Genomic DNA, 23,866 nt, shown 5'->3' with positions numbered 1-23,866 from the left:
GCAACGCAGCGAAACAGCCTTAGCTAGGTAAGGACCGCGAGATGGCCGACGAATCCCGACCGACCGACCCGTTTGCCGGGTTCTTCGACATGCAGGGCGAGGCCATGCGCGAGCTCTGGGGCCAGTTTGCGCCGCAGGGCGCGCCCGTGGCGAAAGACTGGGGCGAAATCGCCGGCTGGACCGATACGGCGCAGAAGATGCAGGCCATGTGGCTCGAGTTCATGGGCGAAAAGGCGCGCGCGGCGCAGGCGGCCCCGGCCATGATGGATCCGACGCAATTCATGCTGATGAGCCAGGGATGGGCGAAGGCCGCGCAGGACGGGATGGCGATGCAGGCGCGCCTGGCCGAAGAGGGCATGAAGCTGTGGCAGGGCGTGCTCGGCGGCGCAATGGCCGGCGGCGAGAGCGCGCCCGACCTGCCGCGCAAGGACCGGCGCTTTTCGGACCCTGCCTGGCGCAGCCACCCGGCGTTCGCGCTGCTCCACCAGACCTATCTCATGCTCGCCGAGTATTTCGTCTCCGCGGCGCAGGCGATCGAAGGCGTCGATCCCGAGAAGAAGGAGCAGCTGACGTTCGCGACGAAGGTCGCGCTCGAGGCGATGAGCCCGGACAACTTCCTCGCCACCAACCCGGTCGTGCTCCAGCGGACGATCGAGACCAGGGGCGCCAACCTGGTGAAGGGCCTGCAGCACCTCATCAACGACCTCAGGCGCGGCCAGCTGACCCATACCGACGCCGACGCCTTTCGCCTTGGCGAGAATATCGCCACGACGCCCGGCAAGGTGGTGCACGAAGGGCCGCTCTACCAGCTGATCCAGTACAGCCCGACCACCGAGACCGTGGCCGAAACCCCGTTGGTCATCTTCCCGCCGTGGATCAACCGGTTCTACATCCTCGACCTCACCCCGAAGAAGAGCTTCATCAAGTGGGCGGTCGACCAGGGGCTGACCGTGTTCGTCACCAGCTGGAAATCGGCCGACGCGAGCATGAAGGACGTCGTCTGGGACGACTACATCCGCGCCGAGATCGAGGCGATCGACGTCATCCGCGACCGGCTCGGGGTGAAGGCGGTGCACACGATCGGCTATTGCGTCGCCGGCACCACGCTCGCCGCAGCCCTTGCGATCCTCGCGCGGCGGAAGGAGGCGGACAAGGTCGCCAGCGCCACCTTCTTCACCGCCCAGGTCGACTTCGAGAAGGCGGGCGAGCTCAAGCATTTCATCGACGAGGGCCAGCTCGAGATGATCGGCAACCTGTCGAAGGAAGGCTTCCTCGACGGGCGCTACATGGCAGCCACCTTCAACATGCTGCGCGGGCGCGACCTTATCTGGAACTACGTCGTCAACAACTACCTGCTCGGCGAGGATTACCCGGCGTTCGACCTGCTCCACTGGAACGGCGACGTCACCAACCTGCCCGCCAAGTGGCACGGGGATTACCTGCGCGACCTCTACCGCGGCAACAAGCTGGTGGTGCCCGACGCGATGGAAGCCGACGGCACGCCGATCGACCTCACCCGGATCGAGACCCCGATCTACATCCAGGCGGGGCGCGAGGATCACATCGCGCCTGCCGAAAGCGTCTGGCGGATGACCCGGCACGTGCGCGGCGACACCACCTTCGTGCTCGCCGGCTCAGGCCACATCGCAGGGGTGGTTAACCACCCCGACGCCGGCAAGTACCAGTACTGGACCGGCGACAGCGCGGCACCGAGCCTCGAGAAATTCGTCGAAGGCGCGACCGAGCACCCCGGGAGCTGGTGGCCGCACTGGCGCAAGTGGCTGGAAGCGCGCGGCGGAAAGCAGGTGTCCGCAACGGGCAAGCGCAAGCCCGGAGGAAAGGGCGACAAGGTGATCGAGGACGCGCCGGGGCGGTATGTGAAGACGCGCTAAACGGTAGAATTCAGTGCGGCGAATTCGCTATAGGGATTCCGCAATCTGCGAGAGTTCCGTTGGCTCGAATTATATGCACGGTCACCGTATTTCTGGAATGCCTGCGTCTCCCATCGTCGGACAAAGACGACGTTTTCGCCGTTGTGCGGACTTATGCGGAGTTCGTCAGCCCGGGTATTTCGCTACAATATCATCGACAGTGTGAGGCGCATGGACCGCGCGGAGACACTGGCAATAAGTGCGGATGATGTATTCCCGGCTCATGGGGTTCTTCCCATGACCAGAGCTTTCGCGTTGTTCGACGCTGGCAATAAGCTGAAGCAGCTTAAAAGCAACTTCCTCTGGCGAGTTTTCGCCGGTGTGAACGGCAGATTGATCGGCCATCTTTCCTCCTAATTCCGCGATCGGAATCAAGAAGTTAACGTGGAAACCGAGAGAGTCGAGTCGGGCTCCGTGGGGCTTAGGCGGCCTCTAAAACTCTTTCCGCGGGCTCCACTGCTAGGCGCAAGCCCATAGCGGCAAGTATGGATCGAATGGTCTCAAAGGATGGATTGCCATCCTCTCCAAGCGCTTTGTAAATTCCGGCACGGGTCACCCCACTGCGATGGGCGAGGTCGGAGACCCCATGTGAGCGGGCAACGGTGGAAAGGGCGCTACGTAGCTCCTGAGGGGTAGAATCCTCAAGATAGGCGTCGAGATACGCGGCGATTGCCTCAGCGGTATTTAGATAATCCGCAGAGTCGAAAGCGGTCGTTTCGATCTTAGCCATCACTCAATCTCCTTTGCCAATTCCTTGGCTTCCTCAATGTCCGCGTCTTGGGTGGACTTATCGCCGCCGCAAAGCAGCAGGATCAGTTCCTGCCCTCGCTGAATGAAATACACCCGATAGCCCGGCCCATAGAAAATCCGCATTTCTGAGATGCCTTCCCCTACGGGGCCGACATCTCCAAGGTTTCCGGCTTGCGCTCGATCAATCCTTTTCAGGATGCGACCGCGAGCCCTTTCGTCCCGCAGACCCGCCAGCCAAGTGGCAAAACGGGTTGTCTGCCGGACCTCGAACATGTGTATCCTATAGTCGACGCCAGAGTCGTTGTCAACTGGGGTTGACAAGGCGCTAACGAATCTAGCGCTTGCGGCGTTCCCCCAATTTCGCGGGGAAGTTTCGCCAGCTTAGGATTACGGTGACAGAGCACTTAATTTTCCCCCAGGAGGATGACGCAGCGTAGCGCGACCTGCTCGCCAAGCATTGTGCGATGGTCGGTGTCTCCGTGTGGAGTTGGGTTCTGATGCCCAACCACGTGCACCTGATCCTCGTGCCGGAACACGTCGATGCGTTGCGTGCCGCCTTGTCCAAGGGCCAGTTTCCTACAGTGGGTTCATTTGATAGCGCGGTGGAATGCCGTGTGATCCCGCCCAAACCTTCGGCGCGCCCTGCCGACGCATGGCGCACGCGCGATCTCGGCCTTGCGAGCGGCGGGCGGGGCCGGTGGCCAGTCGTGGAGCGAAAGTCACGCCTCCTACATGCGTGTTTCCGCTAACCAACTGTAATACCAAAGCTTCTCCTCCTCACGAAGTTTTGGATTGCATACCGGTCGGCGTGACACGAAGGTCCACAGGCGACCCGGATAAAGGGTCGGAGAACGGTTTATGTTGCACTGCACAAAAAATCCTTGACTTCGCAGTTGCAATGCCTATTTTGTGCACTGCAACATAGGAGCGAAGTTTCATGGCTACCCAGCCCGAGACCAAGATTGATACCGCCAAGGCTGATGCCGCCGCCGAAAAGGCGTATGCGGCCGCCGCTGGCGACGTGACCGTCAACAAGGCCTCCGTCGCCGAGACCGCCAAGGTCGAAGCGCCGAAGGTCGACACGCCGAAGATCGACAAGGCCGTTGCCGAAGTGAAGGCCGCGCCTGCGAAGAAGGCCGTCGCCAAGAAGGCCCCGGCCAAGAAGGCTGTGGCCAAGAAGGCCGCGCCGAAGAAAGTCGCGAAGAAGGCCGTCGCCGCCAAGGCTGCGCCGAAGAAGACCGCCCTCAAGGCGAAGCCGGCTGCCAAGCCCGCCGCCAAGAAGGTCGCGAAGACCGCCAAGACCCCCGTTTCCACCGTTTCGAACCTGAAGGACAAGATCATGGCCACTGCCAAGAAGACCGCCGACGCCGATTACGCCGCCAAGGCGAAGGAATTTGCCGCCGACGCGCAGACCCGCGCCAAGGCCGCCTACGACAAGCTCCAGGCTGTCGCCGGCGAGATGACCGAATTCACCAAGGGCAACGTCGAAGCCCTCGTCGAGTCGGGCAAGATCCTCGGCACCGGCGTCCAGGACATGGCCCGCGGCGAGCTCGCGGTTGCCAAGGGTGCGTTCGAGACCGCCACGGCCGATCTCAAGGCGATGGCCGCGGTCAAGAGCCCGACCGAGCTGTTCAAGCTGCAGGGCGAGATCGCCCGTCGCAACTTCGACGCCGCCGTCGCGCACTACTCGAAGAATGCCGAGACCGGCATGAAGATCGCCAACGAAGCTTTCGCGCCGCTTTCGAGCCGCGTGAGCCTCGCGGTCGAGAAGTTCTCGAAGGCCGCCTAAGCGCCTTCGACCCGCGCGCCCTCCTCTCCCCCTTTCCAAGGGGCGCGCGACATAGAAACGGGCCGGACGGTGCAATCCGTCCGGCCCGTTTTCGTTTGCCATGGCTTAACCAGCGTCGCTGCATCTTGCTTGGCAGCCCGGCGATACGATATTGCGAGACCGATGACCGACCGCTTCCCTACCCTGCAAGACCCCGTCCGTGCCGCCGGGAAGGACGACGATGCCGATACCGGCGATGCGGTCGGCGTCGCCACCAAGACCCGCACCAAGCCCAAGAAGCCGAGCCAGTACAAGGTGCTGATGCTCAACGACGACTACACTCCGATGGAGTTCGTCGTGATGGTGCTGAAGCGGTTCTTCCGCATGGACCTCGAGCAGGCGACGCGGGTGATGCTCCACGTCCACCAGCGCGGCGTCGGGGTGTGCGGGGTGTTTCCCTACGAGGTCGCCGAGACAAAGGTGAACCAGGTGATGGACTTCGCGCGCCAGAACCAGCACCCGCTCCAGTGCACGCTGGAGAAGGCCTAAGCCGCTAACCCGGCGGAGGCGGAGGCAGCGGTTGGGGCAGCGCCTGCCCCTTGCGATTGAACTGGGTCACGCAGGCATCGCGCACGTCGATGCTCATGACCCCTTCCCGCTCTTCGCGCGCCATGCAGGCCATGATCCGGTCCCACGCCTGGTCGTAGGTCAGGTCGTTGACAAGGGCGTAATCGAGCACCCAGTCGGCGTAGGGCAGCGCGAACGTCCGCTGCGAGGATGGCACCGCGACGTTGAGGATCGGGTCCGACCCGCATGCCTCGCGCAGCGCCTTCACGTCACGCCAGTCCTCGTCGACATGGTTGGGCGCATTCCACGCTCCCGGTTCGCCGATCCGGTAGGGGTTCCCCGTCTGCCCCGGAGACGTCACGACCAGATAGCCTTCAGCGTCGCGGCCCAGCTGGGCGTCGTAACCGAACATGACCAGCGCAGGCTCGCGGCTGTCCAGCCGGAAGCACCCGTCTTTGAGGGTGATACGTCCGGTGCCGAGCGCCGTCAGCCGGATCGTCGCGTTGGTCTCCTCGCGCGCGAAGCTGCGGACGAGCCCGGCCAGGTTGGGATCGGCAAAGGCTGTCGGCTGCGCGGGGCTGAACTTGAAATCGACCTCGTCGCCCCAGCTCCAGCCCTCTCGCCGCGCGACCTCGCGGAACTGCGCTTCGGTTACCCCGAGCGAAATCTCTAGCCGACCGAGCGAAGGATCGCTGCTCATGCCATAGCCGCCCGGTACCTTCTCCAGACGCTTGAACCAGAGCCCGCGCAGGGTCTGCATTTCGCTTTCGGTGAGACCACCGGTCTTCGCGAAGAAGCGGGGATCGCGCGTGTACTTGGCGAGGGTCGCGGCTGCATCGCGCTTGAACCAGACTTCCGCGCCGAGCAGCGGCGCCGGAAACGTCTCTACCGTGTCGTCGCGCGCCAGTCGCAGTTCGACGAAGTTGCCGCGCTCGGCACCGGGCAGGAGCTGCATCAGCCGCTCGACCTCGCGCTGGAAGTCCTCGGGCCCGTTGGCATCTTCCCGCGCCTTCGCCCGATCGGCCTCGGAACCCGTCGCCGTTCGCCGCTCGAACGTGTCGAGCCTGGCCGGTTGGGGCGGCGGGTCCTCGGGCCACGCGGCGGGCGGCACCTTGCCGATCGTCGCGAAGCCCGAAGGAGAGCGGGTCGCTCCGGTCGGCAGGTCCGAAACCGAAGCCATATCTTCCGGGACTGGAGTGGATGTGGTGCAGGCGGCAAGCGCGAGCGGCGCGGCAAGGCAGGCGAATTTCTTCATCGGCCATGGAAACGACCCTTCGCGGGCAACGTTTTCGCTGCACCCCCGAACAGGGGGCATGACCGCGGGCGATTTTGTCGCTAACGCACCTCGACAAGCGAGACATACCGCCACACCCGTGCTCAAATTCCTGCCCGCCATCGATCGCTACATCCTGCGGCTGACCATCGTTCCGATGTTCGGGGTGTTTGTGCTCGCGGCCTCGTTGCTGACGCTCGAGAAGATGCTCCGCCTGCTCGATTTCGTCGCGGTCCAGGGTGGGCCGATCGGCGTCGTGTTCAAGATGCTCGCGACGCTCATCCCCGAATACGCCAGCCTGGCGATCCCGCTGGGTCTGCTGCTCGGCGTCCTGATGGCGTTCCGCAAGCTCGCGACGAGCAGCGAACTCGACGTGATGCGCGCCGTCGGACAAGGCTATGGGCGGCTGCTGCGGGTACCTTACATGATCGCCGCCGTCCTGATCGCGATCAACGTGGCGCTGGTGTTCTACGTCCAGCCGGTGAGCCGGTATTGGTACGAACGGCTCGACTACGAACTGCGTTCGGGCGCCTTGGGCGCATCGATCAAGGTGGGCGAGTTCACGACGCTCAAGGACCGCATGGCGCTGCGGATCGAGCGTAGCGAGGACGACGGCCGCCGCCTCGTCGGCATCTTCGCCCGCGTATCCAACGAGAAGGGGCAGGTCTTGTCGATCTCGGCCAAGGAAGGCGCCTTCCTCGCGACGAGCGACAATCCGGACACGATCATCTTCCGCCTGACCGACGGGATCATCGTGCAGGACATGGGCGGCAAAACCACCCCGCGTGTGCTCAGCTTCACCCGCCACGACCTGCCGATCGACCTGCCCGCCGTGGAGCGCTTCCGCGCGCGCGGCGACGAGACCCGCGAGTACATCCTGCCCGAGCTCTTGCGGATCGGCTGGGGCGATACGGCCGAGGCTGACCGGGCGGCGCGGGTCGGTAGCCAGGCGAGCTTCAACTTCCGGCTCGTCGAAGTGGTCATGATGCTTCTGATGCCGCTGCTGGCGGTGGCGCTGGCGATCCCGCCCAAGCGATCGACCAGCGCGCTCGGGGTGTTCGTGTCGATCGTGATGGTGGTCGCCTATCACAAGATCAACCAGTACGCCGAAGACTATGCCACCTTGGGCCGTGTCGACCCGACGCTCGCGCTGTGGGTGCCGTTCCTCCTGTTCGCCGCGCTGATCCTGTGGATGTACTACCGCGTCGCCTATGTGCCCGGAGGACAGGCGATCGGCGCGCTGGAGACCGCGTTCTCGAAGCTCGGCAAGCGTATGCGCAAGCTGCTGCGCCGCCGCCCACCGGCGCGGCTGGCCGCCATGGCGGCCGCGGAGTAGCCCGAAGCCATGCAGTTCGACTTTTTCCCTTCGCGCACGCTGACGCTCTACCTCGCGAAGATGTTCGCGGTTCGCATCTTCGCGGTACTCGTGATGCTCGTGCTGGTGCTGCTGATGCTCGACCTCCTTACCGCGACCGGCAAGATCCTGGCGGTTCCGGGCAACGGCCAAGGCGAGATCCTGACGTACGCCGGCTTGCGGCTGCCGCAGCTCGTCGCGCGCTTCCTGCCGTATTCGGTGCTGCTGGCGACGATCATCACGCTGGTCGGGCTCAATCAGAACAGCGAAGTGATCGCGATGAAGGCTGCTGGCCTCAGCGCCCACCAGGTGCTTGCGCCGCTTCTGTTGACCGCCTTCGTCGTCGGCATCGGCAGCTTTGCCTTCAACGAACGGGTCGTGACCCGCGCGACCGCGACGCTGAAGGCGTGGGACGCCAACGAGTTCAAGGCGGTGCCGAAGGATTCGGGCGTCCGCGCGAACGTCTACATCGCCGAAGGGTCGGACATCCTCTCGGCCGCTATGGTCACCGGAACCGGGCGCGCCACCCAGCTGAGCGGTGTGACCTGGTATCGCCGCTCGCCGAGCGGAGGCATCGCCGACCAGATCCGCAGCCCGCGCGCGACCTGGACGGACGATGGCTGGAAGCTGGAAGAGGCCGTGCGTTTCGAGATCGCCGGGGGGCGTTCGTCGACGCTGGACGAGACGGTGCTGGGCAAGGACATCACCCCCGAACAGGTCGCGCTGGGCAGTGTCGATCCCGACGCCACCTCGTTCTGGGACCTGCGTCGCTCGATCGACGAATACGCCGAGGCCGGGCGCCGCACCGCCGAACTCGAGTCCAAGTGGTGGCACAAGCTCGTCAGCCCCATGTCATCGATGCTCATGCCGCTCTTGGGAGCGGTGGCGGCGTTCGGACTCGCCCGGTCGGGGCAGCTGTTCGTGCGCGCAGTGATCGGCATGGCGCTGGGCTTTGCCTACTTCGTCGTCGACAACGCCGCGCTCGCGATGGGCAACTTCGGCGGCTATCCCCCGCTGCTCGCCGCGTGGGCCCCGTTCGTCCTCTTCGCGCTGGTCGGCGAGACCGTGTTGGTCCGTACCGAAGAGTAATTGTGGCGGAACCTTGGCAGCATTGATCCGTTGGGATGGTCAATGTTTCCAGGAGTTACACCATGAAGAAGTTTGCCATTCCCGCCCTCGCCGCTGCGCTCGCGCTGGCTGCCTGTGCCGACAGCACCCCGGAAGACGCCGACGCGATGGCCACTGCCGAAGGCGATGCCGCGGCAATGGAAGCGGCCCCGATGGCGACCGAGACCACCGTCGTCACGACGCCCGCCGACGGCACGACGGCGACTGACACCTCGGACAAGGTTTCAATCGGCCCCGACGGCGTCAAGGCCGATGTTGGCGATGCCGATACGCGCGTGAAGGTCGACACGAACAGCGGAACGCTGAGCGTCGAAGACTAATTGCAATCAGTCGTCACGCACGGCCCGGGCTCATGCCCTGCCGGCGTCTCAAGGGGTCGCCTCAGCCGAGGCGGCCCCTTTTTGCTGCACTGAGGACTGGCGGCGCCCCATGGTACTCGAAGCGATCTTGCCGACGAGCGGAGCCATCCCGCGATAGTGAGCGCGGTTGTAGGTCGCCTGCGCCAGCTCATGCGCCGCAAGCCTGCGATGCGCTTCGCCCAGCGAATGGTACGGCAACGAGGGCAGCAGGTGGTGCAGCGCATGATACCGAAGGCCGACCGGCGCCCACAACGCGGCGATGAAGCCTGGTGGCGGCACGTTGACGGTGTCGAGATATTGCGCGGTCACGCTCATCGGCTCGCCGTCGTTCTCCCACAGATGCGCGACGAGCGTGCGGAGCTGATTTAGGATGCCGACCGCCGAGAACACCGCGAGTGCGACGACCAGCGGGCGCCAGCCGATCCAGAACACGCTCGCAATCACCACAATGCCCCAGATCGCCGCTCCGGTCTCGAGCAGGATGAACCGCTTGCGGTCGCCATCCGCCGGCGGACGCCGGCGAAAATCGGGATTGATCGCCAGGGTCGAGAACCGCTCCCAGTTCAGCCGCCGCAACGGCGGGATGAGCAGGCCGAGCGGCGCCAGGATGCCATAGCGGATGACCAGTCCGATCGGCGCGAGCAGTGCGACGAGCACGAAGACCGGCAGCGACCACGGCTTCATCAAAGCGAGCGGAAGGTATTCGGGATCGTCGGGCGTGCCGTAGCGCTTGCGCGAATGATGGATCGTGTGCCCATCCTCGTACATGAAGCTCGGCATCAGCATGGGAATGCCGACGAGGATGTTCCAGGCGGTCCGAAAGCCCGGCAGCGCATCACGGTGGATGTGGGTCAATTCGTGGATGAACAGGAGCGCCCGATAGAGCGCCAGCGTCGCGATCACGCCGAGCAGCAGGGTGACCCACAGCGTGTCCGATACGATTGCGCCCGCCAGCGCAGCGTACCCGACGAGCGCTGAGCCGAGCATGTCGGGCCAGTAGATCGACGCCTTGGCTTCGCCCAGGTCGCGGGTGAGTTCCACCGCGGCGCGCAGCAACGCCTTGTCGTCCTCGTTGCGCGCGCCGGTGTAGGTCGGCGATGCCTTTGCGGGCGGGTTGGCGAGCTGCTGGGTCATAATCTGCTTTTCAACAACGGGGTGCGCGGCCTATCCGCCTGCGCGGTTCGTGCCGACCGATAGCGGTTTCGCGGCATATGCGAAATGAACGAGGTCAAAAACGCTTCATGCGCCAGATAGAGATCACGCCCGTTTCCAACAAGCGCGAGCGGCGCGAATTCGTCGATCTCGCTTATCGACTGAATGGATCGGACCCCAACTGGGTCCCGCCCCTGCGGATGGAGGCCATCGAGCTCGTCACCCCGGGCAAGAACCCGTTCTTCGAGCACGCCGACGTCGAATTGATGATCGCGCGCGAGAACGGGCGTGCGGTGGGTCGTATTTCCGCCCACATCGACCGCCTAGCCCTCGCCCAACCCGCCGAACAGGGGATGGGGCCGGGAACGGGTAACTGGGGACTGCTCGAGGCCGAGGACGAAGAGGTCGCCCACGCGTTGATCGCAAGGGCCGAGCAATGGCTGCGCGGCAAGGGTATGACCCGCGTGCTCGCCCCCCTCAGCATGTCGATCTGGGAGGAGCCGGGGCAACTCGTGAAAGGCCACGATCATCCGCCCACGATCATGATGGGGCACCAGCCCGAACGCTATGCCCGCTATATCGACAGCGCGGGGGGATACGAACCGGCCAAGTCGCTGCTGACCTACGACCTCGACGTCACCCGCGAGTTCCCGCCGCTGATCCAGCGGATCGTCGCCGCCGGAGAGAAGAACGCACGGATCCGCATCCGCAACGTCGACAAGTCGCGTTTCGACGAGGAAGCGAGGCTGATCCTCGAAATCCTCAACGATGCCTGGTCCGACAACTGGGGTTTTGTACCCTTTACCGAGGCGGAGATCGCCTACGCCGGCAAGAAGTTCAAACCCGTGGTGTTCGAGGACCTCATCATGGTCGCCGAGTACGATGGAGAGCCCGTCGCCTTCATGATGACCCTGCCCGACCTCAACGAGGCGATCGCTCCGCTCAAGGGACGGCTGCTTCCCTTCGGATGGGCCAAACTCCTGCTCTGGCTGCGCAAGCCGCAAGTGCGGACGATGCGGGTGCCATTGATGGGCGTGAAGAAGAGGCTCCAGTCGTCGCGCATGGCGAGCCAGCTCGCTTTCATGATGATCGAGCACATTCGCCGCAACGCCATTGCCCACTACGGTACAAAGCGCGGCGAAATCGGCTGGATCCTCGACGACAATCAGGGGATGGTCGCGATCGCCGACGCGATCGAAAGCAAGGTCAATCGCGAGTACGTGATCTACGCCAAGGACTTGTGACTGGCCGTCTGTGGCCGCAAAACCACGGCACACCGCAATCCTCTCCCGCCTGGGAACCGCACGCGCCAGCGACCCGTTCGCAGCATGTGATGGTCGGTCGTTGGGACATGATCGTCGGAGGGATGCGGCAGTGCGGATGTCGAAGTCAGCAAAAAAGCGCAACCCCGGCAAGAAGCTGGGTGACATTCTGCTGGTAGAGGACGACGCCCTGATCGCGGTCGCCCTCGAGGGCTCGCTGCTCGACGCAGGGGCCAAGTCGGTGAAAATCTGCACCACCACGGAAGACGCGCTCGCGGCACTGCGCGAGCACAAACCCGATGGTCTCGTGCTCGACGTGCACCTAGCCGATCGCGACGACGGCTGGGCGATCGCCGAGCTCGTCAATTCGGTAGGACCGAAGCCCCCGCGGATCGTGTTCTCTACCGGCTCGCCGCAGGACATTCCGGCAGAGATCGCCGAACTGGGGCCGGTGCTCCAGAAGCCCTACGATCATGCGGAACTGATCGACGCGCTGTGCCGCCCTCCCCGCGAAGGCCTGATTGCGCGGCTGCGCGATGCCCTCGGCAAGGGCGAGCCGGAGCCCACTTCCGCATCCTGATTGACTGAGATCCCCGGCGGATCGAGCGGCATCCGACAGCTCGCTCCTGTTGTTGTCCAGTCGAATTTCCGAAAGGCACAAAAAAAAGGCCTCCGCTCTGCTTTCAGAGCGGAGGCCCTTCGGGATCGTATCACCAGCCGCTTGGACGGGAGGGGGGGTCTCGGCGGTGACAATGATAAAATGCCCGATGCGAAAACGCGTTCCCGGCCCGATCAAAAAAAATGCGAGGGCTTGGAAAAAACTTACAAATATCTCAAATGTAAGGACTTTTTCGCGGGTTGGGTGCGCCTACTCGGGCAAATTCGATCGCGCGACGCATGTCCGGTATCACAAGAAGGGTCGGCTTCCAGTCGACCAGATCGTCTCGCCGAAGGCTCTGCAACGTGCGGTTGGCGTGCACGGGGGACAGCCCCATCATATCAGCGATCTGGACCTGGGTCATCGGGATCGCCAGTCGATTGCCGTCCTCGGCCAGTCCGGTCGCGATCGCGCGTTCGAGCAGCCAGACCGCCAGAGCGGTAACCCGCTCGCGGGCGTTGCGTTGCCCCAGCGAGACGATGTGCTGTTCGAGCTCGGTTTCTTCCTTCGCCGCCATCCACACGATGTCGAAGCCGAGCCGGGGGTGCGCCGCGATGAGCGGCTGGAAGTCGGCACGATCGAAAACGCAGACCCGCGCAGGGATCAGCGCTTCCACCGAATGGCCGCAGGGCTCGTCGAAGGCCGCCTGGAGGCCAAGGAGGTTGCCGGGGAACATGAAGTTGACGATCTGCCGGCGCCCGTCGTCCAGCGTTCGATAGCGGATAAGGATGCCATCGAGCACGGTATACATCTCGCCCGTGCGCTGACCCTGCGCGTAAAGCAGCTGGCCCCGCTCGAGCGATCGCTCGCCCCGTTTCATGGCCTGAATGGTTCGGGTCTGCTCATCGCTGGGAGGACACAGCGCCTCGACCGAGCGGAGCGGGCAAGCGAAACAGTCGTGGAGCGATGCCGATACGGCTTTTACCCCCAACTCCCCAACTCCCCTTTTCCCCGCAACAGCACGCACTATGTTTACCCCGCGCACATTGTCAAACCGAAGCCGGAACCTTCGGACGCAGGGCACGTTCTGTGCGCAGGATTTTAACGGGAAGGGACTGCATGTCGCTCGGGGATCAAGTCGCCGCCAATCTACCTTATCTGCGTCGCTATGCGCGTGCGCTCACCGGCTCTCAGCAGACCGGCGATGCTTTCGTGCGTGCCACGCTCGAAGCGGCGCTCGCCGACGAAGGGCTGAAGGAATCGCTCTCGGGCGGCCGCGTGCCGCTCTACAAGGCCTTCAACAAGGTCTGGGCCAGTGCCTACCTCGAAGTCGCCGACGCCGGAGACCACGGTGATCACGAAGCGGCGGCGCAGGATCGCCTGCGGACGATCACGCCGCTCAACCGGCAGGCTCTTCTCCTGACGACGCTCGAGGATTTCTCGATCCCGGAAGCGGCCGAGATCATGGAGATTGACGCCGCCGACATCGAGACGATGGTCCAGCAAGCCGTCGACGAAATCGAGCGCGAGTCGTCCACCAGCGTCCTCATCATCGAGGATGAGCCGCTGATCTCGATGCAGCTCGAAGATCTCGTACGCTCGCTCGGGCACGACATCTGCGGCACGGCGGCCACGCGCACGCAGGCGCAGGAAGTCGTCGCGGAGCGCACGCCGGGCCTCGTCCTCGCCGACATCCAGCTCGCGGACGGCTCATCGGGCCTCGATGCGGTGGATGACATCCTTGCGATCGACAGCGTGCCGGTGATCTTCATCACCGCCTACCCCGAACGACTCCTGACGGGCGACCGGCCCGAGCCGACCTACCTGGTGACAAAGCCGTTCCAGGAATCGACCGTCCGGGCGGCCATCAGCCAGGCGCTATTCTTCGGATCGAGCCGCCCGCTGGGCTAAGCTTCGAACCAGCGTTGTGAATGTGGAAAGGGGAGCGTCAATCGCTCCCCTTTTTCGTTTCCTTTTCCGAAGCCGCCACTGCAGCCCGTCGGCGGGCGCGCAACTCGAACTCGCTTGGCTGGCGAACGGGGACATGCAGCGTGCAGACCACCCCGCTCTCTTCGAAGCGCAGGTCGACCGGATGGCGCAGTTCGTGCGCGACGATCTTCTGGATCAGGTCGGTTCCGAACCCGCGCGGGCGCGTGGCCGGAACGGGCGGCCCACCGGTCTCCACCCACCGGATGCTGGCAAGGTCGTCCCGGTCGAGCGCCCAGGTGATCCGCACCTTGCCCCCCGGGGCCGAGAGCGCGCCGTATTTGGTGGCGTTGGTCGCGAGTTCATGGATTGCCAAGCCCAGCGAGAGCGCATCGTTCGGAGCCAGCTCGACCAGCGGACCGGCGATTTCCAGCGCCCCCTCGGACCGCGCATAGGGCGCCAACTCGGCTTCGATCACATCGCGGATCGGGGTCGTCCCCCACTCCGACTGGGTCAGCAGGTCATGCGTTGCGGATAGCGCCCGGATCCGTCCGTCGATCCCTTCGGCAAAGTCGTCGAGACTGGTTGCGCGCCTGCGCGTCAGACTGACGATCGACAGCACGTTCGCCAGCGTGTTCTTCACCCGGTGATTGAGTTCGCGCGTAAGGGTGTCGCGGATCGAGTTCTGCTCCGCCAGCCAGTCGAGAGATGTCTGGTCCTCGACCGCCTGCTGGGTCAGGAGGCGGGCGACGATCATCAGCAGCGTCGCGACGAGCAGGCCGAACAGCAAGGTCAGCATCGACAGCATCGACAGCGATGACCCGCGAGCGGACTGCACTTCGAGCAGCATCGTCCGATTGGCGACGGCGATGCTCTTTCGCAGGATGCGCTGCGTGGCCGCATCGCCTGGAAGTTCGGCAAGCAACACATCGGGATCGGCAACGTCGCCGTCGTATAGACGTACGCCCATGCCGTTCCGGTTCTCGAGTTGCAGCGCCGATTCCAGGAAATCGCGTCCGTTGAAGGGGCTGTATATGAAGCCCTTGAGGTTCCTGCCCCCTTCGACCTGGTCGAAGACCGGCATGTAGACGAGGAAACCGGGGGCCGGGACGTCCCCTTCCTGCACAAGCACGACGCGGCCGCTGGCCGTCGGCCGGACCGTGCGTTCGGCCTCGTCCATCGCTTCGCGACGGACGGGCTCGGAATACATGTCGAAGGCCAGCGCGCGGCGGTTACGCTGCGTGTCGGGCTGGATATAAGTGACCGGCACAAGGTGCACCCGGCTGCTGGTCGGCGCCGGACGCACGCGTGGTCTGCCGGGTAGCTCTTCGGCGAGCCGCTCCTCGAAGTCGGGAATCTCGTCCGCTGTAATGGTTTCCGCCCAGCCCAGCCCCTCGGCGCCCTGGTAATCGGAATCGAGCCGCAGCTCGCTCACGAACCGGCGGAACAGGCTTGGCGGGACGCTTTCGACCGTGCCGAACAGCGCTGCACCCGCGCGCAGGTAGGCCGACGACGTGTGGCCGCGACGTTCGATCGCCGATGCCACCGCCTGCGCGGTTTCGGATAGCCGTGCTTCGTCCCGCCGCCGCTCTCCGCGCTCGATCGCGAAGACGCTGAGCGCCGTGATGGCCGCGATCAGAAGGAAGATCGTCAGCGGAGTCGCGCGCGGATAGGATATCAGCCAGCGACGCGAACGCCGCTGACCCTGCTCGTGCCGTTCCACTTCGATCGCCCCGATGAGCCCCATCCTGCTGCCTGCCCGAAACGTTGTTCGGGTGAAGGGGGAACAAAGATCGCCGAGTAACGTTCCCCTGTTTCATCGGCTTGCTTCACCTTTCCCTGCGCAGCGCGGACGCAGCGGTGGCGAGCCCGGGATACTGGTGCTTAACTGGGGCGGAAGCTACATTGGACAAGAAGAAACCGGCCGCGGGTTCTCGCGAGGGGAAGAAGACAATTTCTGTGACTGCTGAAAAGACTGCGGGCGGTCCCGGCACACCGGGCTGGGCCAATGGCCTGCGCCAGCTATACGACTCCGTCGTCGAAGAGCCGCTTCCCGACACGTTCAAGGACCTGCTGTCGAAGCTGGACTCCAAGAACTGATGTCCGAGGCGAAACGGACGGCCTCCGAACAGGCCGACTTCAAACGCGAGCTGACCGATGTCGTGCCTCACCTGCGTGCGTTCGCGCGCGGGTTGTGCGGGCGCCCCGACATGGCCGACGATCTGGTCCAGGAAACCCTGCTCAAGGCATGGGCTGCGCAAGAGCGTTTCGAACCCGGCACCAGCATGCGCGCGTGGACGTTCGTCATCCTCCGCAACGCTTACCTGACCGACATGCGCCGGAACCGCTTCCGCGGCGACTATGACGAGACCGTTGCCGAGCGGATCCTTACGGCGCCGGCCGGGCAGGAAGAGCCGATCCACCTGAGCGACATGCGTCGCGCATTGCTGACCCTCCCGCCCGAGCGGCGCGAGGCACTGCTGCTCGTGGGTGCAGGCGGCTTTTCGTACGAAGAGGCAGCCGAGATCTGCGGCTGCGCCGTTGGAACGATCAAGAGCCGCGTCGGCCGCGCACGGGCTGCGCTGACGACGATGCTCGACGATGGCGACGTTCCGCAGCGTTCGATCGAGGACGTGAATGCCCATCGCGCCATCCTCGAAGAACTCGACGAGGTAGCCGCCGGCAACGGCGTCAGCGAACCGACGCGCTGATCCGCACGCAATCGCACGTGACCGCTTGAACGGATCTCGCCTTCGCGGCAGACTCGTCGCACACGCGAAAGGCGGTTCATGAGCGAGGCGCGTCCCACTACCGATCTCGACGCACCCGCCGTGCCGCGGCGGACCTCGCGCACGGCACGAATGACGTTCGCGGCGCAGGAATTGCGGCTGATTTCGGCGCTGGTGGTGATCCTCGGCCTCGGGCTGTTTCTCGCGCTGCCGTTCGTCCTCTCGGTCGGGTCGGTGGTCTTCCTCCCGCTGGTCACCGCGCTCATCCTGACCATCGTGCTGTCGCCCCTGGCCGACAAGCTGGCGAGCTGGGGCCTGCCCAACGTGCTGGCATCGCTCCTTTCACTGCTGGTCATGCTCAGCGTCCTGGTCCTCGCGGCAGTTCTCATCCTCCAGCCGGCGATCACCCTGTTCGATTCGCTGCCCGCCATCCTCGATCAGCTCGGCGAGCGCTTCAAGGACCTGCAGCGGCAGTTCTACTGGCTGGGCGAGGCGAACCGTCAGATCGCCGAAATCACCGGCGAAACGGCGCCCGAGGTCGTGGTCGCTACGCCGTCCATGATCGAGGAGTTCGCATATGCGACCCCGACCGTGGTGCTCGAAACGTTGCTCACTTTCCTCATGGCGTTCTTCATGGTCGAGGCGCGCGTGCGGATGCGGCGCCGGCTGCTGCTGGAGCGCAGCGACTTCGGCGCAAGCCTCAAGGCCGCGCGGGTCATCCGCGAAGTGCAGGACCGGGTGGCGGCCTATATCCTCACCGTCACCATGATCAACGCGGGCGTAGGCGTGGTGGTGGCACTGGGAGCCTGGGCCCTGGGGCTCGACGCTCCGGTCATGTGGGGCGGGCTCGCGGCGATCCTCAACTTCCTGCCCTACATCGGGCCACTGACGATGGTCGCAGTGCTGGCGCTGTTCGGCGTCGGTACGGCGGACACGGTCTTTCTCGGGATCATACCTGCGGCGGCCTACCTTGCCCTCCACACGATCGAATCGAACGCCGTCACCCCGGCGGTGCTCGGCAAGCGGTTCACGATGAACCCTGTGCTCATCCTGATCGCGCTGAGTTATTTCACTTGGATCTGGGGAGTGCTGGGGGCGCTGCTTTCGGTGCCGATCCTGCTCACGCTGACCGCTTTCTTCGACCACGTGGGGCGCCCCAACCTCGTCGGCTTCCTGTTCGGAGAGCCGCTGTTCGGAGAACCACCCGTCGCCGAAGCGGCCGAAGGAGTGCCCGACGGCCCGCTACCCGCTCCTCACGAGCGCGAGCGGACCGTCTGAGCTTTCGCCCGATCAACCAGGATACTGCCAGGTAGATCCGCGCGTCAGGTTCTCGGCCGCGAAGCCCCAGTTAAGCTTTCCGTCGACGACCGCGTCGAGATAGGCCGGACGCGCATTCTGGTGGTCGAGATAGTAGGCGTGCTCCCACAGGTCGATCACCAGAAGCGGATTGCAGTCCTGGTCGGCCATCGTGTCGCCATCGTGGGTTTCGCCGATCTCGAGCTTGCCGCCCTTCTCGACGAGCCACACCCAGCCGCTGGCGAAGTGGCCTGCACCCTTTTCCTTGAGCTCTTTCTTCAGCCCGTCGAGCGAGCCGAAGGCATCATCGACCATCGTCTTGAGTTCGTCGCCGAGGTGACCGGGGTGCTCGCACAGCGAGTGCCAGTAGAAACCGTGGTTCCAGCTCTGTGCCGAGTTGTTGAAAAGACCCTGGTTGGACCCGCGCGCCTTGGCGATCACTTCCTCGAGCGTGGCATCGGCCATGTCGGTGCCCTCGATCGCGGCGTTGGTTTTGTCGATATACGCCTTGTGATGCTTGCCGTGGTGGTAGCTCAGCGTTTCGGCCGAGATCGCCGGGGCGAGCGCGGTGTCGGAATAGGGCAGCGGCGTGACTTCGAAGGGCATGATGTACTCCAATGAACAGGCTGTTCATGGAGTCCAATGCTTGAGGCGCGCTACGGTTGCGTGTCGCCCGCCCTTTTTCGATCGACCGCGGCCGCGAGGCCGACGTCGGCGGTGACGTTGCCCAGTGTGCGCATGAGGTCGGGCATCATCTCGACGGCGACCAGCAGCGCGAGCGGGCCGATCGGCACGCCCATCGCCAGCGCGATCGGGCCGACCGAGATCACGAAGCTGATCGTCCCCGGCAGGCTGACCGAGCCGATCGCGATGATGAACGCGACCGCCGCGCCCGCCACCAGCGTCAGGGCGGACAGCTCCACCCCGGCCAGGTGCGCGACGTAGATCGCCACGGCCATGTTCATCGCCGGGCTCGTCGCGCGGAAGATCGCGACTGCCAGCGGCAGGACGAATTCGGCGGTTTCCTCGCGCAGGTCGAGCTTGCGCGCGCTCACCAGCATGGCCGGGAGGCTGGCCAGCGAGCTCTGGGTGGAAAGCGCCACGGTCTGCGCCGGAATCAGGGCCTTGCCGAAACGCAGCGGCGAAATTCCTCCGCCGAGCCACGCCAGCAGGTACCCGCCGACGAAGATCACCGAGCCGACCGCCACGACGATCAGGATGTAGTGCGCGAGCGTTGCGAAGGCCGCGCCGCCGCTGGCCGCGCCCACCCCCACCGCCAGCGCGAAGACGCCGACCGGCGCCACCCACAGCACCCAGCCGATGATCAGCAGCATGGCGTTGGCGAGCGCGCGGAAGACGCCCAGCAGCGTCGTGCGCTGTTCGTCGGGCAGTTTCGACACCGCCACCGCGAAGGCGGCGAAGAACAGCGTCAACGGCAGCATCGCGGTCTCCGCTGCGGCCTTCACGACGTTCGAGGCGACGAGCGATTCCACGAAAGCGGCAAGGCCCGGAACCTCCTGCGCCTCACCGCCCGCCGAAAGCACGCCCGCGGCCGCGGCGGGCGGCGGGAACAGCTCGAGCAGCAGCGGGGTCAGGAATGCGCTCATCAGCCCCGAAAAGGCGAGCACCCCCGCGACGATCAGGAGCATCCGCCGCGCCGTCGCCCCGGCCCGCGCCGCCATCGCCATCTGGGCGATGCCGATCACCAGCAAGCCCGCGACCAGCGGCACGATCGTCGCCTGCAGCGCGCGCAGCCACAGCGCACCGACCGGTGCGGTCACCGCGAGAACCTCTTCGAGGGCGCTCGTGCGCGCCATGACGATCCCGGTCAGCAGCCCCGCGATCAGCCCCGCGAGCGTCCAGCCGGCGGGAATGCGCACCGTTACCAGCTGGCGCTCGGTGCGCGCGCCGGCTGCTTCGCCAAGGCTTTCCTGCATCAGCGCGATCCTTTCGCGAACGCGGCGGTGTCACACCGAAACACCGATTTCGCGAAACGCCGCGGATCCTGTTTAATCCATGACAGGAGACACTTATCGAGAAAACCGGGGTTGGATTCGTGACCTTGCATTCTCGCTCCCTCGCCGTCCCGGGCCCATCAGTCGACCCAACGGTCCCGATGCCATAGCGAGCCGAATGCGTGTAGGACAGCCTCCTCACTAGTGACATCGCGCCCTCCCCGCGCCATTGCGCTGGGCGAGACGATACGAGGTTCGCATAACGACATGGCACGCAAGTTCTTCGGTACCGACGGCATACGCGGGCGCACCAACGCCGGGGTGATGACCGCCGCCACCGCGATGAAGGTCGGCCAGGCCGCGGGCCGCCATTTCCTGCGCGGCAGCCACCGCCACCGCGTGGTCATCGGCAAGGACACCCGCCTGTCGGGCTACATGCTCGAGAACGCGCTCGTCGCCGGGTTCACCAGCGTCGGGATGGACGTGGTGATGACCGGCCCCCTGCCCACCCCCGCCATCGCGCTACTCACCCGCGAACTGCGCGCCGACGTGGGCGTGATGATCAGCGCGAGCCACAACCCCTACGAGGACAACGGCATCAAGCTGTTCGGCCCGGACGGCTTCAAGCTGTCCGACGAGGACGAGCTGGCGATCGAGGCGCTGATCGACGAGGACCCGGTGCTCGCCGACGCTGCGGAAGTCGGCCGCGCCCGCCGCATCGACGATGCCCGCGGGCGTTATATTCACGCGGTCAAGCAGTGCGTTGCGAACGACATCCGCTTCGACGACCTCAAGGTCGTGGTCGATTGCGCCAACGGGGCCGCCTACCAGGCCGCGCCGTCGGCGATATGGGAACTGGGCGCCAAGGTCATCCCGCTCGGCGTTTCGCCCAACGGCACCAACATCAACCGCGACGTCGGCTCGACTTCGCTGGCGGCGATCAAGGCCAAGGTGGTCGAGGAAGGCGCGGATATCGGCATCGCGCTCGATGGCGACGCCGACCGGCTGATCGTGGTCGACGAAAAGGGCCAGACGGTCGACGGCGACCAGATCATGGCGCTGATCGCCTTGCGCATGAAGGAGCGCGGCTCGCTGCGCGGCGGCGGCGTGGTGGCGACGGTGATGTCCAACCTCGGCCTCGAACGGCACCTGCAGGCGAACGGCCTTACCCTTGAGCGCACTGCGGTCGGCGATCGCTATGTGCTGGAGCGGATGCGCGAAGGCGGCTTCAACGTCGGCGGCGAGCAGTCGGGCCACATGATCCTGCTCGACCACGGCACCACCGGCGACGGCACGGTCGCGGCGCTGCGCGTGCTCGCCAGCCTCGTGCGCTCGGGCAAGCGCGCGAGCGAACTCCTGCACCAGTTCGACCCCGTGCCGCAGCTTCTCAAGAACGTCCGCTACTCCGGCGGAAAGCCGCTGGAACACGCCGCGGTCAAGGCGGCCATCGCCGACGCGGAAGCCGAGCTTTCCGGCAAGGGGCGGCTCGTCATCCGCGCTTCGGGCACCGAACCGCTGATCCGCGTCATGGCCGAGGGCGACGACGCGGGCCAGGTCGAGCGGGTGGTCGACACCATCTGCGATGCCGTGAGGAGCGCCGCCTGATGCCGCTCGAAATGCGCCCAGACTGCGAACGCTGCGGAACCGACCTGCCGGCCGAGGCGCCCGGCGCGTTCATCTGCAGCTTCGAATGCACCTTCTGCGCGGAATGCGCCGACGCGCTCGACGATCGCTGCCCCAACTGCGGGGGCGAGCTGATGGACCGGCCGACCCGGGCGAAGGCCCTGCAGGCGAAATACCCGTCGTCGACGGAGCGGAAGTTCCGCGGGTGACGAGGACTCCGCCCCGCATCCTCGCCATCGCCGGATCCGACAGTTCGGGCGGCGCGGGCATCCAGGCCGACATCAAGACCATCGCCATGCTCGGCGGATATGCGATGACCGCGATCACCACGGTGACCGCGCAGAACACCGTCGGCGTGCAGGCCATCGCGCCGATGAGCGGCGACGTGGTGGCCGAGCAGATCCGCTCGTGCCTGTCCGATATCGGCGCTGACGCGATCAAGGTCGGCATGGTCCATGACCTCGAGATCATCGAGGGGATCGCCGGCGCGCTCGATGCCCTGCCCGAAGGCGCGCGGGTGGTGCTCGATCCGGTGATGATCGCCACTTCCGGCGCGGCGCTGATCGCGCCCGAGGCGATTGCCGCGCTGAAGGAACGCCTGTTCCCGCTGGCGACGGTGATCACGCCCAATTTTCCCGAACTCGAGCACCTCGCGGGACGCACCCTGCCCGATCGCGACGAAATCGCAGCGGCGTCCCTCGCCCTGGCCCAGCAGTACGGCTGCGCGGTCCTCGCCAAGGGCGGTCACGCCCCGTCGGACGACGAAGGTGACGATCGCATCGTCGACCTGCTGATGATGCCCGACGGGGAATTCGCGCAATTCGCCGACCCGCGGATCGCTACGGTCCATACCCACGGCACGGGCTGTACGCTGTCGTCCGCGATCGCGACCCTGCTCGGCCACGGCCTGCCGCTCGAGCATTCGGTCAGGCTCGCCCGGCAGTTCGTGCGCCGCGCCATCGCGGCCGCACCCGGTTTCGGACGGGGCGGAGGGCCGCTCGGCCACCAGGCGGTGCGCGGCCTCGACTGACCGCCGGGGTTCGGCCCCTAGTCGCCGAGGTCGTAGAATGCCTTGATGTGGCCCCAGGCCTCGTCGGCAGTCTCGCACCAGCGGAACAGGTCGAGATCCGTCTTCGAGATCGTCCCTTCTTCGGCGAAGGCCTCCCAGTCGATGATCCGGGTCCAGAAGTCCTTGCCGAACAGCAGGATCGGCATCGGGCGGATCTTGCCGGTCTGGATCAGGGTCAGCAGCTCGAAGAACTCGTCGAACGTGCCGAAACCGCCGGGGAACACGGCGACCGCCTTGGCGCGCAGCAGGAAGTGCATCTTGCGCAGCGCGAAGTAGTGGAACTGGAAGCTGAGATACGGCGTGACGAAACGATTCGGCGCCTGCTCGTGCGGAAGCACGATGTTGAGCCCGATCGATTCGGCCCCGGCATCGCTTGCGCCCTTGTTGGCCGCCTCCATGATCGACGGCCCGCCGCCCGAGCAGATCACGAACTGGCGCTTTCCGTCCTCGACGATCGCGCGTTCGCTGACCATCCGGGCGAGCTTGTAGGCCTCGTCGTAATATTTGGCCTTGGCCGCGAGCCGCTCGGCGACGACCTTGTTCTCCTCGTTCGCGTTCTTGACCAGCGCTTCGGCGTGGTCGGGCGAAGGAATGCGGGCAGAGCCGTACATCACCAGCGTCGAACCCACGCCGGCCTCGTCGAGCAGCATCTCGGGCTTCAGGAGCTCGAGCTGGAAGCGCACGGGCCGCAATTCCTCGCGCAGCAGGAAATCGGTATCCTGGAACGCCAGCCGGTAGGCCGGATGGCGGGTCTGCGGCGTGTCGGGCGTGCTCTTTTCGGAGAACGCCGCTTCCTGCTCGGCGCGGTAAAACTTGCGATGGGAAAGATCGCGCTCTTCTCGTTCGGTCATTGGACGTCCGATAGGCGCGCCGCGCACGGCGCACAATGGTCTGGGGAGGGCAGGACTGCCAGCGCTGGATGCCCCGCAAGGATTCGAACCTTGATTGACGGAGTCAGAGTCCGCTCTCTTACCATTAGAGGACGGGGCATCACCGGCGGCGAAGGCGGCGTGCCGCCTCGCGAGGGGGCGCACTTAGTTTCGCTTGCGCGCCCGGTCAAGGGCGCGCGGCCTCGCGGTGCTTGCCGTTCGCGCCGCTCATCGCTAGCATCGGCGCCAGGTCCCTG

The 23,866-nt window shown here is 65.3% G+C and carries 25 protein-coding genes and 1 tRNA gene; 15 read left to right on the top strand and 11 right to left on the bottom strand.

The features are described from left to right. Window positions 1-41 precede the first annotated feature (41 nt). Window positions 42-1,892: a PHA/PHB synthase family protein gene (locus A6F68_RS06000; RefSeq protein WP_067677372.1), complete on the top strand. Its 1,851-nt coding sequence runs from the start codon at window positions 42-44 to the stop codon at window positions 1,890-1,892. 165 nt (window positions 1,893-2,057) lie between these two features. On the opposite strand, the gene A6F68_RS14990 is transcribed toward A6F68_RS06000, so the two are convergent. The 3 genes from A6F68_RS14990 to A6F68_RS05985 all read right to left on the bottom strand — a co-directional run bounded on the left by A6F68_RS14990 (window position 2,058) and on the right by A6F68_RS05985 (window position 2,954). After that, window positions 2,058-2,276 carry a hypothetical protein gene (locus A6F68_RS14990; RefSeq protein ID WP_157096672.1) on the bottom strand — a complete coding sequence of 73 codons (219 nt, stop codon included), beginning with the start codon at window positions 2,274-2,276 and terminating at the stop codon, window positions 2,058-2,060. A 76-nt stretch (window positions 2,277-2,352) separates the two neighbouring features. Next, window positions 2,353-2,661 carry an addiction module antidote protein gene (locus tag A6F68_RS05990; protein WP_067677368.1) on the bottom strand — a complete coding sequence of 103 codons (309 nt, stop codon included), beginning with the start codon at window positions 2,659-2,661 and terminating at the stop codon, window positions 2,353-2,355. Then, complete coding sequence (locus A6F68_RS05985) at window positions 2,661-2,954, bottom strand: type II toxin-antitoxin system RelE/ParE family toxin (RefSeq protein ID WP_067677366.1); 294 nt, start codon at window positions 2,952-2,954, stop codon at window positions 2,661-2,663. The genes A6F68_RS05990 and A6F68_RS05985 overlap by 1 nt, the downstream gene beginning before the upstream one ends. Window positions 2,955-3,618: 664 nt before the next feature. On the opposite strand from A6F68_RS05985, the gene A6F68_RS05980 reads away from it, so the two are divergent. Both A6F68_RS05980 and clpS read left to right on the top strand, forming a co-directional pair. Continuing rightward, complete coding sequence (locus A6F68_RS05980; protein ID WP_067677365.1) at window positions 3,619-4,470, top strand: phasin family protein; 852 nt, start codon at window positions 3,619-3,621, stop codon at window positions 4,468-4,470. 162 nt (window positions 4,471-4,632) lie between these two features. Then, window positions 4,633-4,998, top strand: coding sequence for an ATP-dependent Clp protease adapter ClpS (gene clpS / locus A6F68_RS05975; RefSeq protein ID WP_232308207.1), 366 nt, complete (start codon window positions 4,633-4,635; stop codon window positions 4,996-4,998). A gap of 4 nt (window positions 4,999-5,002) precedes the next feature. Here clpS and A6F68_RS05970 read toward each other — a convergent pair whose 3' ends face one another. Next, window positions 5,003-6,271 (bottom strand): hypothetical protein, encoded by a 1,269-nt coding sequence (locus A6F68_RS05970; RefSeq protein WP_067677363.1) that lies wholly within the window; start codon window positions 6,269-6,271, stop codon window positions 5,003-5,005. Between the two features lie 118 nt (window positions 6,272-6,389). On the opposite strand from A6F68_RS05970, the gene A6F68_RS05965 reads away from it, so the two are divergent. The 3 genes from A6F68_RS05965 to A6F68_RS05955 all read left to right on the top strand — a co-directional run bounded on the left by A6F68_RS05965 (window position 6,390) and on the right by A6F68_RS05955 (window position 9,091). Continuing rightward, window positions 6,390-7,625 carry an LptF/LptG family permease gene (locus A6F68_RS05965; protein ID WP_074428284.1) on the top strand — a complete coding sequence of 412 codons (1,236 nt, stop codon included), beginning with the start codon at window positions 6,390-6,392 and terminating at the stop codon, window positions 7,623-7,625. 9 nt (window positions 7,626-7,634) lie between these two features. Further along, window positions 7,635-8,732 carry an LPS export ABC transporter permease LptG gene (lptG, locus tag A6F68_RS05960; protein WP_067677361.1) on the top strand — a complete coding sequence of 366 codons (1,098 nt, stop codon included), beginning with the start codon at window positions 7,635-7,637 and terminating at the stop codon, window positions 8,730-8,732. A gap of 62 nt (window positions 8,733-8,794) precedes the next feature. Further along, window positions 8,795-9,091: a hypothetical protein gene (locus tag A6F68_RS05955; RefSeq protein WP_067677359.1), complete on the top strand. Its 297-nt coding sequence runs from the start codon at window positions 8,795-8,797 to the stop codon at window positions 9,089-9,091. 48 nt (window positions 9,092-9,139) lie between these two features. Here the strand turns inward: A6F68_RS05955 and A6F68_RS05950 are convergent, their stop codons facing one another. Continuing rightward, window positions 9,140-10,264 carry a fatty acid desaturase family protein gene (locus A6F68_RS05950; protein ID WP_067677357.1) on the bottom strand — a complete coding sequence of 375 codons (1,125 nt, stop codon included), beginning with the start codon at window positions 10,262-10,264 and terminating at the stop codon, window positions 9,140-9,142. Between the two features lie 107 nt (window positions 10,265-10,371). Here A6F68_RS05950 and A6F68_RS05945 point away from each other — a divergent pair, with 107 nt between their 5' ends. Beyond that, window positions 10,372-11,526 (top strand): hypothetical protein, encoded by a 1,155-nt coding sequence (locus A6F68_RS05945; protein ID WP_067677355.1) that lies wholly within the window; start codon window positions 10,372-10,374, stop codon window positions 11,524-11,526. A gap of 136 nt (window positions 11,527-11,662) precedes the next feature. Continuing rightward, entirely contained in the window at window positions 11,663-12,124 is a 462-nt protein-coding gene (locus A6F68_RS05940) for a response regulator (RefSeq protein WP_067677353.1), read from the top strand. Window positions 12,125-12,377: 253 nt separating this feature from the next. On the opposite strand, the gene A6F68_RS05935 is transcribed toward A6F68_RS05940, so the two are convergent. Further along, window positions 12,378-13,022 (bottom strand): Crp/Fnr family transcriptional regulator, encoded by a 645-nt coding sequence (locus A6F68_RS05935; protein WP_067677351.1) that lies wholly within the window; start codon window positions 13,020-13,022, stop codon window positions 12,378-12,380. Window positions 13,023-13,261: 239 nt separating this feature from the next. Here A6F68_RS05935 and A6F68_RS05930 point away from each other — a divergent pair, with 239 nt between their 5' ends. Further along, on the top strand, window positions 13,262-14,053 hold the full coding sequence (locus tag A6F68_RS05930; RefSeq protein ID WP_067677349.1) for a response regulator: 792 nt from the start codon (window positions 13,262-13,264) through the stop codon (window positions 14,051-14,053). A 37-nt stretch (window positions 14,054-14,090) separates the two neighbouring features. Here A6F68_RS05930 and A6F68_RS05925 read toward each other — a convergent pair whose 3' ends face one another. Further along, the gene (locus A6F68_RS05925) at window positions 14,091-15,815 is read right to left on the bottom strand and encodes a CHASE domain-containing protein (RefSeq protein WP_067677345.1); all 1,725 of its coding nucleotides are present in this window, start codon (window positions 15,813-15,815) and stop codon (window positions 14,091-14,093) included. 212 nt (window positions 15,816-16,027) lie between these two features. Here A6F68_RS05925 and A6F68_RS14985 point away from each other — a divergent pair, with 212 nt between their 5' ends. The 3 genes from A6F68_RS14985 to A6F68_RS05915 all read left to right on the top strand — a co-directional run bounded on the left by A6F68_RS14985 (window position 16,028) and on the right by A6F68_RS05915 (window position 18,075). Continuing rightward, entirely contained in the window at window positions 16,028-16,168 is a 141-nt protein-coding gene (locus A6F68_RS14985; protein ID WP_198152693.1) for a NepR family anti-sigma factor, read from the top strand. Continuing rightward, a complete protein-coding gene (locus A6F68_RS05920; protein WP_067677343.1) occupies window positions 16,168-16,779 on the top strand; it encodes a sigma-70 family RNA polymerase sigma factor in 612 nt (203 codons plus the stop codon). The genes A6F68_RS14985 and A6F68_RS05920 overlap by 1 nt, the downstream gene beginning before the upstream one ends. A 78-nt stretch (window positions 16,780-16,857) precedes the next feature. Then, window positions 16,858-18,075, top strand: coding sequence for an AI-2E family transporter (locus tag A6F68_RS05915; RefSeq protein ID WP_067677341.1), 1,218 nt, complete (start codon window positions 16,858-16,860; stop codon window positions 18,073-18,075). A 12-nt stretch (window positions 18,076-18,087) separates the two neighbouring features. Here A6F68_RS05915 and A6F68_RS05910 read toward each other — a convergent pair whose 3' ends face one another. Together A6F68_RS05910 and A6F68_RS05905 are read right to left on the bottom strand one after the other, a co-directional pair. Then, window positions 18,088-18,699, bottom strand: a complete 612-nt coding sequence (locus tag A6F68_RS05910; protein ID WP_067677340.1) for a superoxide dismutase — start codon at window positions 18,697-18,699, stop codon at window positions 18,088-18,090. Between the two features lie 50 nt (window positions 18,700-18,749). Continuing rightward, window positions 18,750-20,030, bottom strand: a complete 1,281-nt coding sequence (locus A6F68_RS05905) for a dicarboxylate/amino acid:cation symporter (protein WP_067677339.1) — start codon at window positions 20,028-20,030, stop codon at window positions 18,750-18,752. Between the two features lie 285 nt (window positions 20,031-20,315). On the opposite strand from A6F68_RS05905, the gene glmM reads away from it, so the two are divergent. From glmM to thiD, 3 genes are read left to right on the top strand one after another with little or no spacing between them, the layout of a single operon-like run. Further along, window positions 20,316-21,653: a phosphoglucosamine mutase gene (glmM, locus tag A6F68_RS05900; protein ID WP_067677337.1), complete on the top strand. Its 1,338-nt coding sequence runs from the start codon at window positions 20,316-20,318 to the stop codon at window positions 21,651-21,653. Continuing rightward, entirely contained in the window at window positions 21,653-21,880 is a 228-nt protein-coding gene (locus tag A6F68_RS05895; RefSeq protein WP_067677335.1) for a DUF1272 domain-containing protein, read from the top strand. Before glmM ends, A6F68_RS05895 begins: the two co-directional genes overlap by 1 nt. Further along, window positions 21,877-22,701, top strand: a complete 825-nt coding sequence (thiD, locus tag A6F68_RS05890) for a bifunctional hydroxymethylpyrimidine kinase/phosphomethylpyrimidine kinase (protein ID WP_067677333.1) — start codon at window positions 21,877-21,879, stop codon at window positions 22,699-22,701. Before A6F68_RS05895 ends, thiD begins: the two co-directional genes overlap by 4 nt. Before the next feature lie 17 nt (window positions 22,702-22,718). Here the strand turns inward: thiD and A6F68_RS05885 are convergent, their stop codons facing one another. Together A6F68_RS05885 and A6F68_RS05880 are read right to left on the bottom strand one after the other, a co-directional pair. Beyond that, window positions 22,719-23,591 carry an LOG family protein gene (locus A6F68_RS05885; RefSeq protein WP_067677331.1) on the bottom strand — a complete coding sequence of 291 codons (873 nt, stop codon included), beginning with the start codon at window positions 23,589-23,591 and terminating at the stop codon, window positions 22,719-22,721. 65 nt (window positions 23,592-23,656) lie between these two features. Beyond that, window positions 23,657-23,730 (bottom strand) — tRNA-Gln (locus A6F68_RS05880). Window positions 23,731-23,866 lie beyond the last annotated feature (136 nt).

The organism is Tsuneonella dongtanensis, from assembly GCF_001698205.1.
GTDB classification, from domain to species: Bacteria; Pseudomonadota; Alphaproteobacteria; order Sphingomonadales; family Sphingomonadaceae; genus Tsuneonella; species Tsuneonella dongtanensis.
Note: the sequence above shows the minus strand (reverse complement) of the source record. Positions and strands in the feature narration are given on the sequence as shown.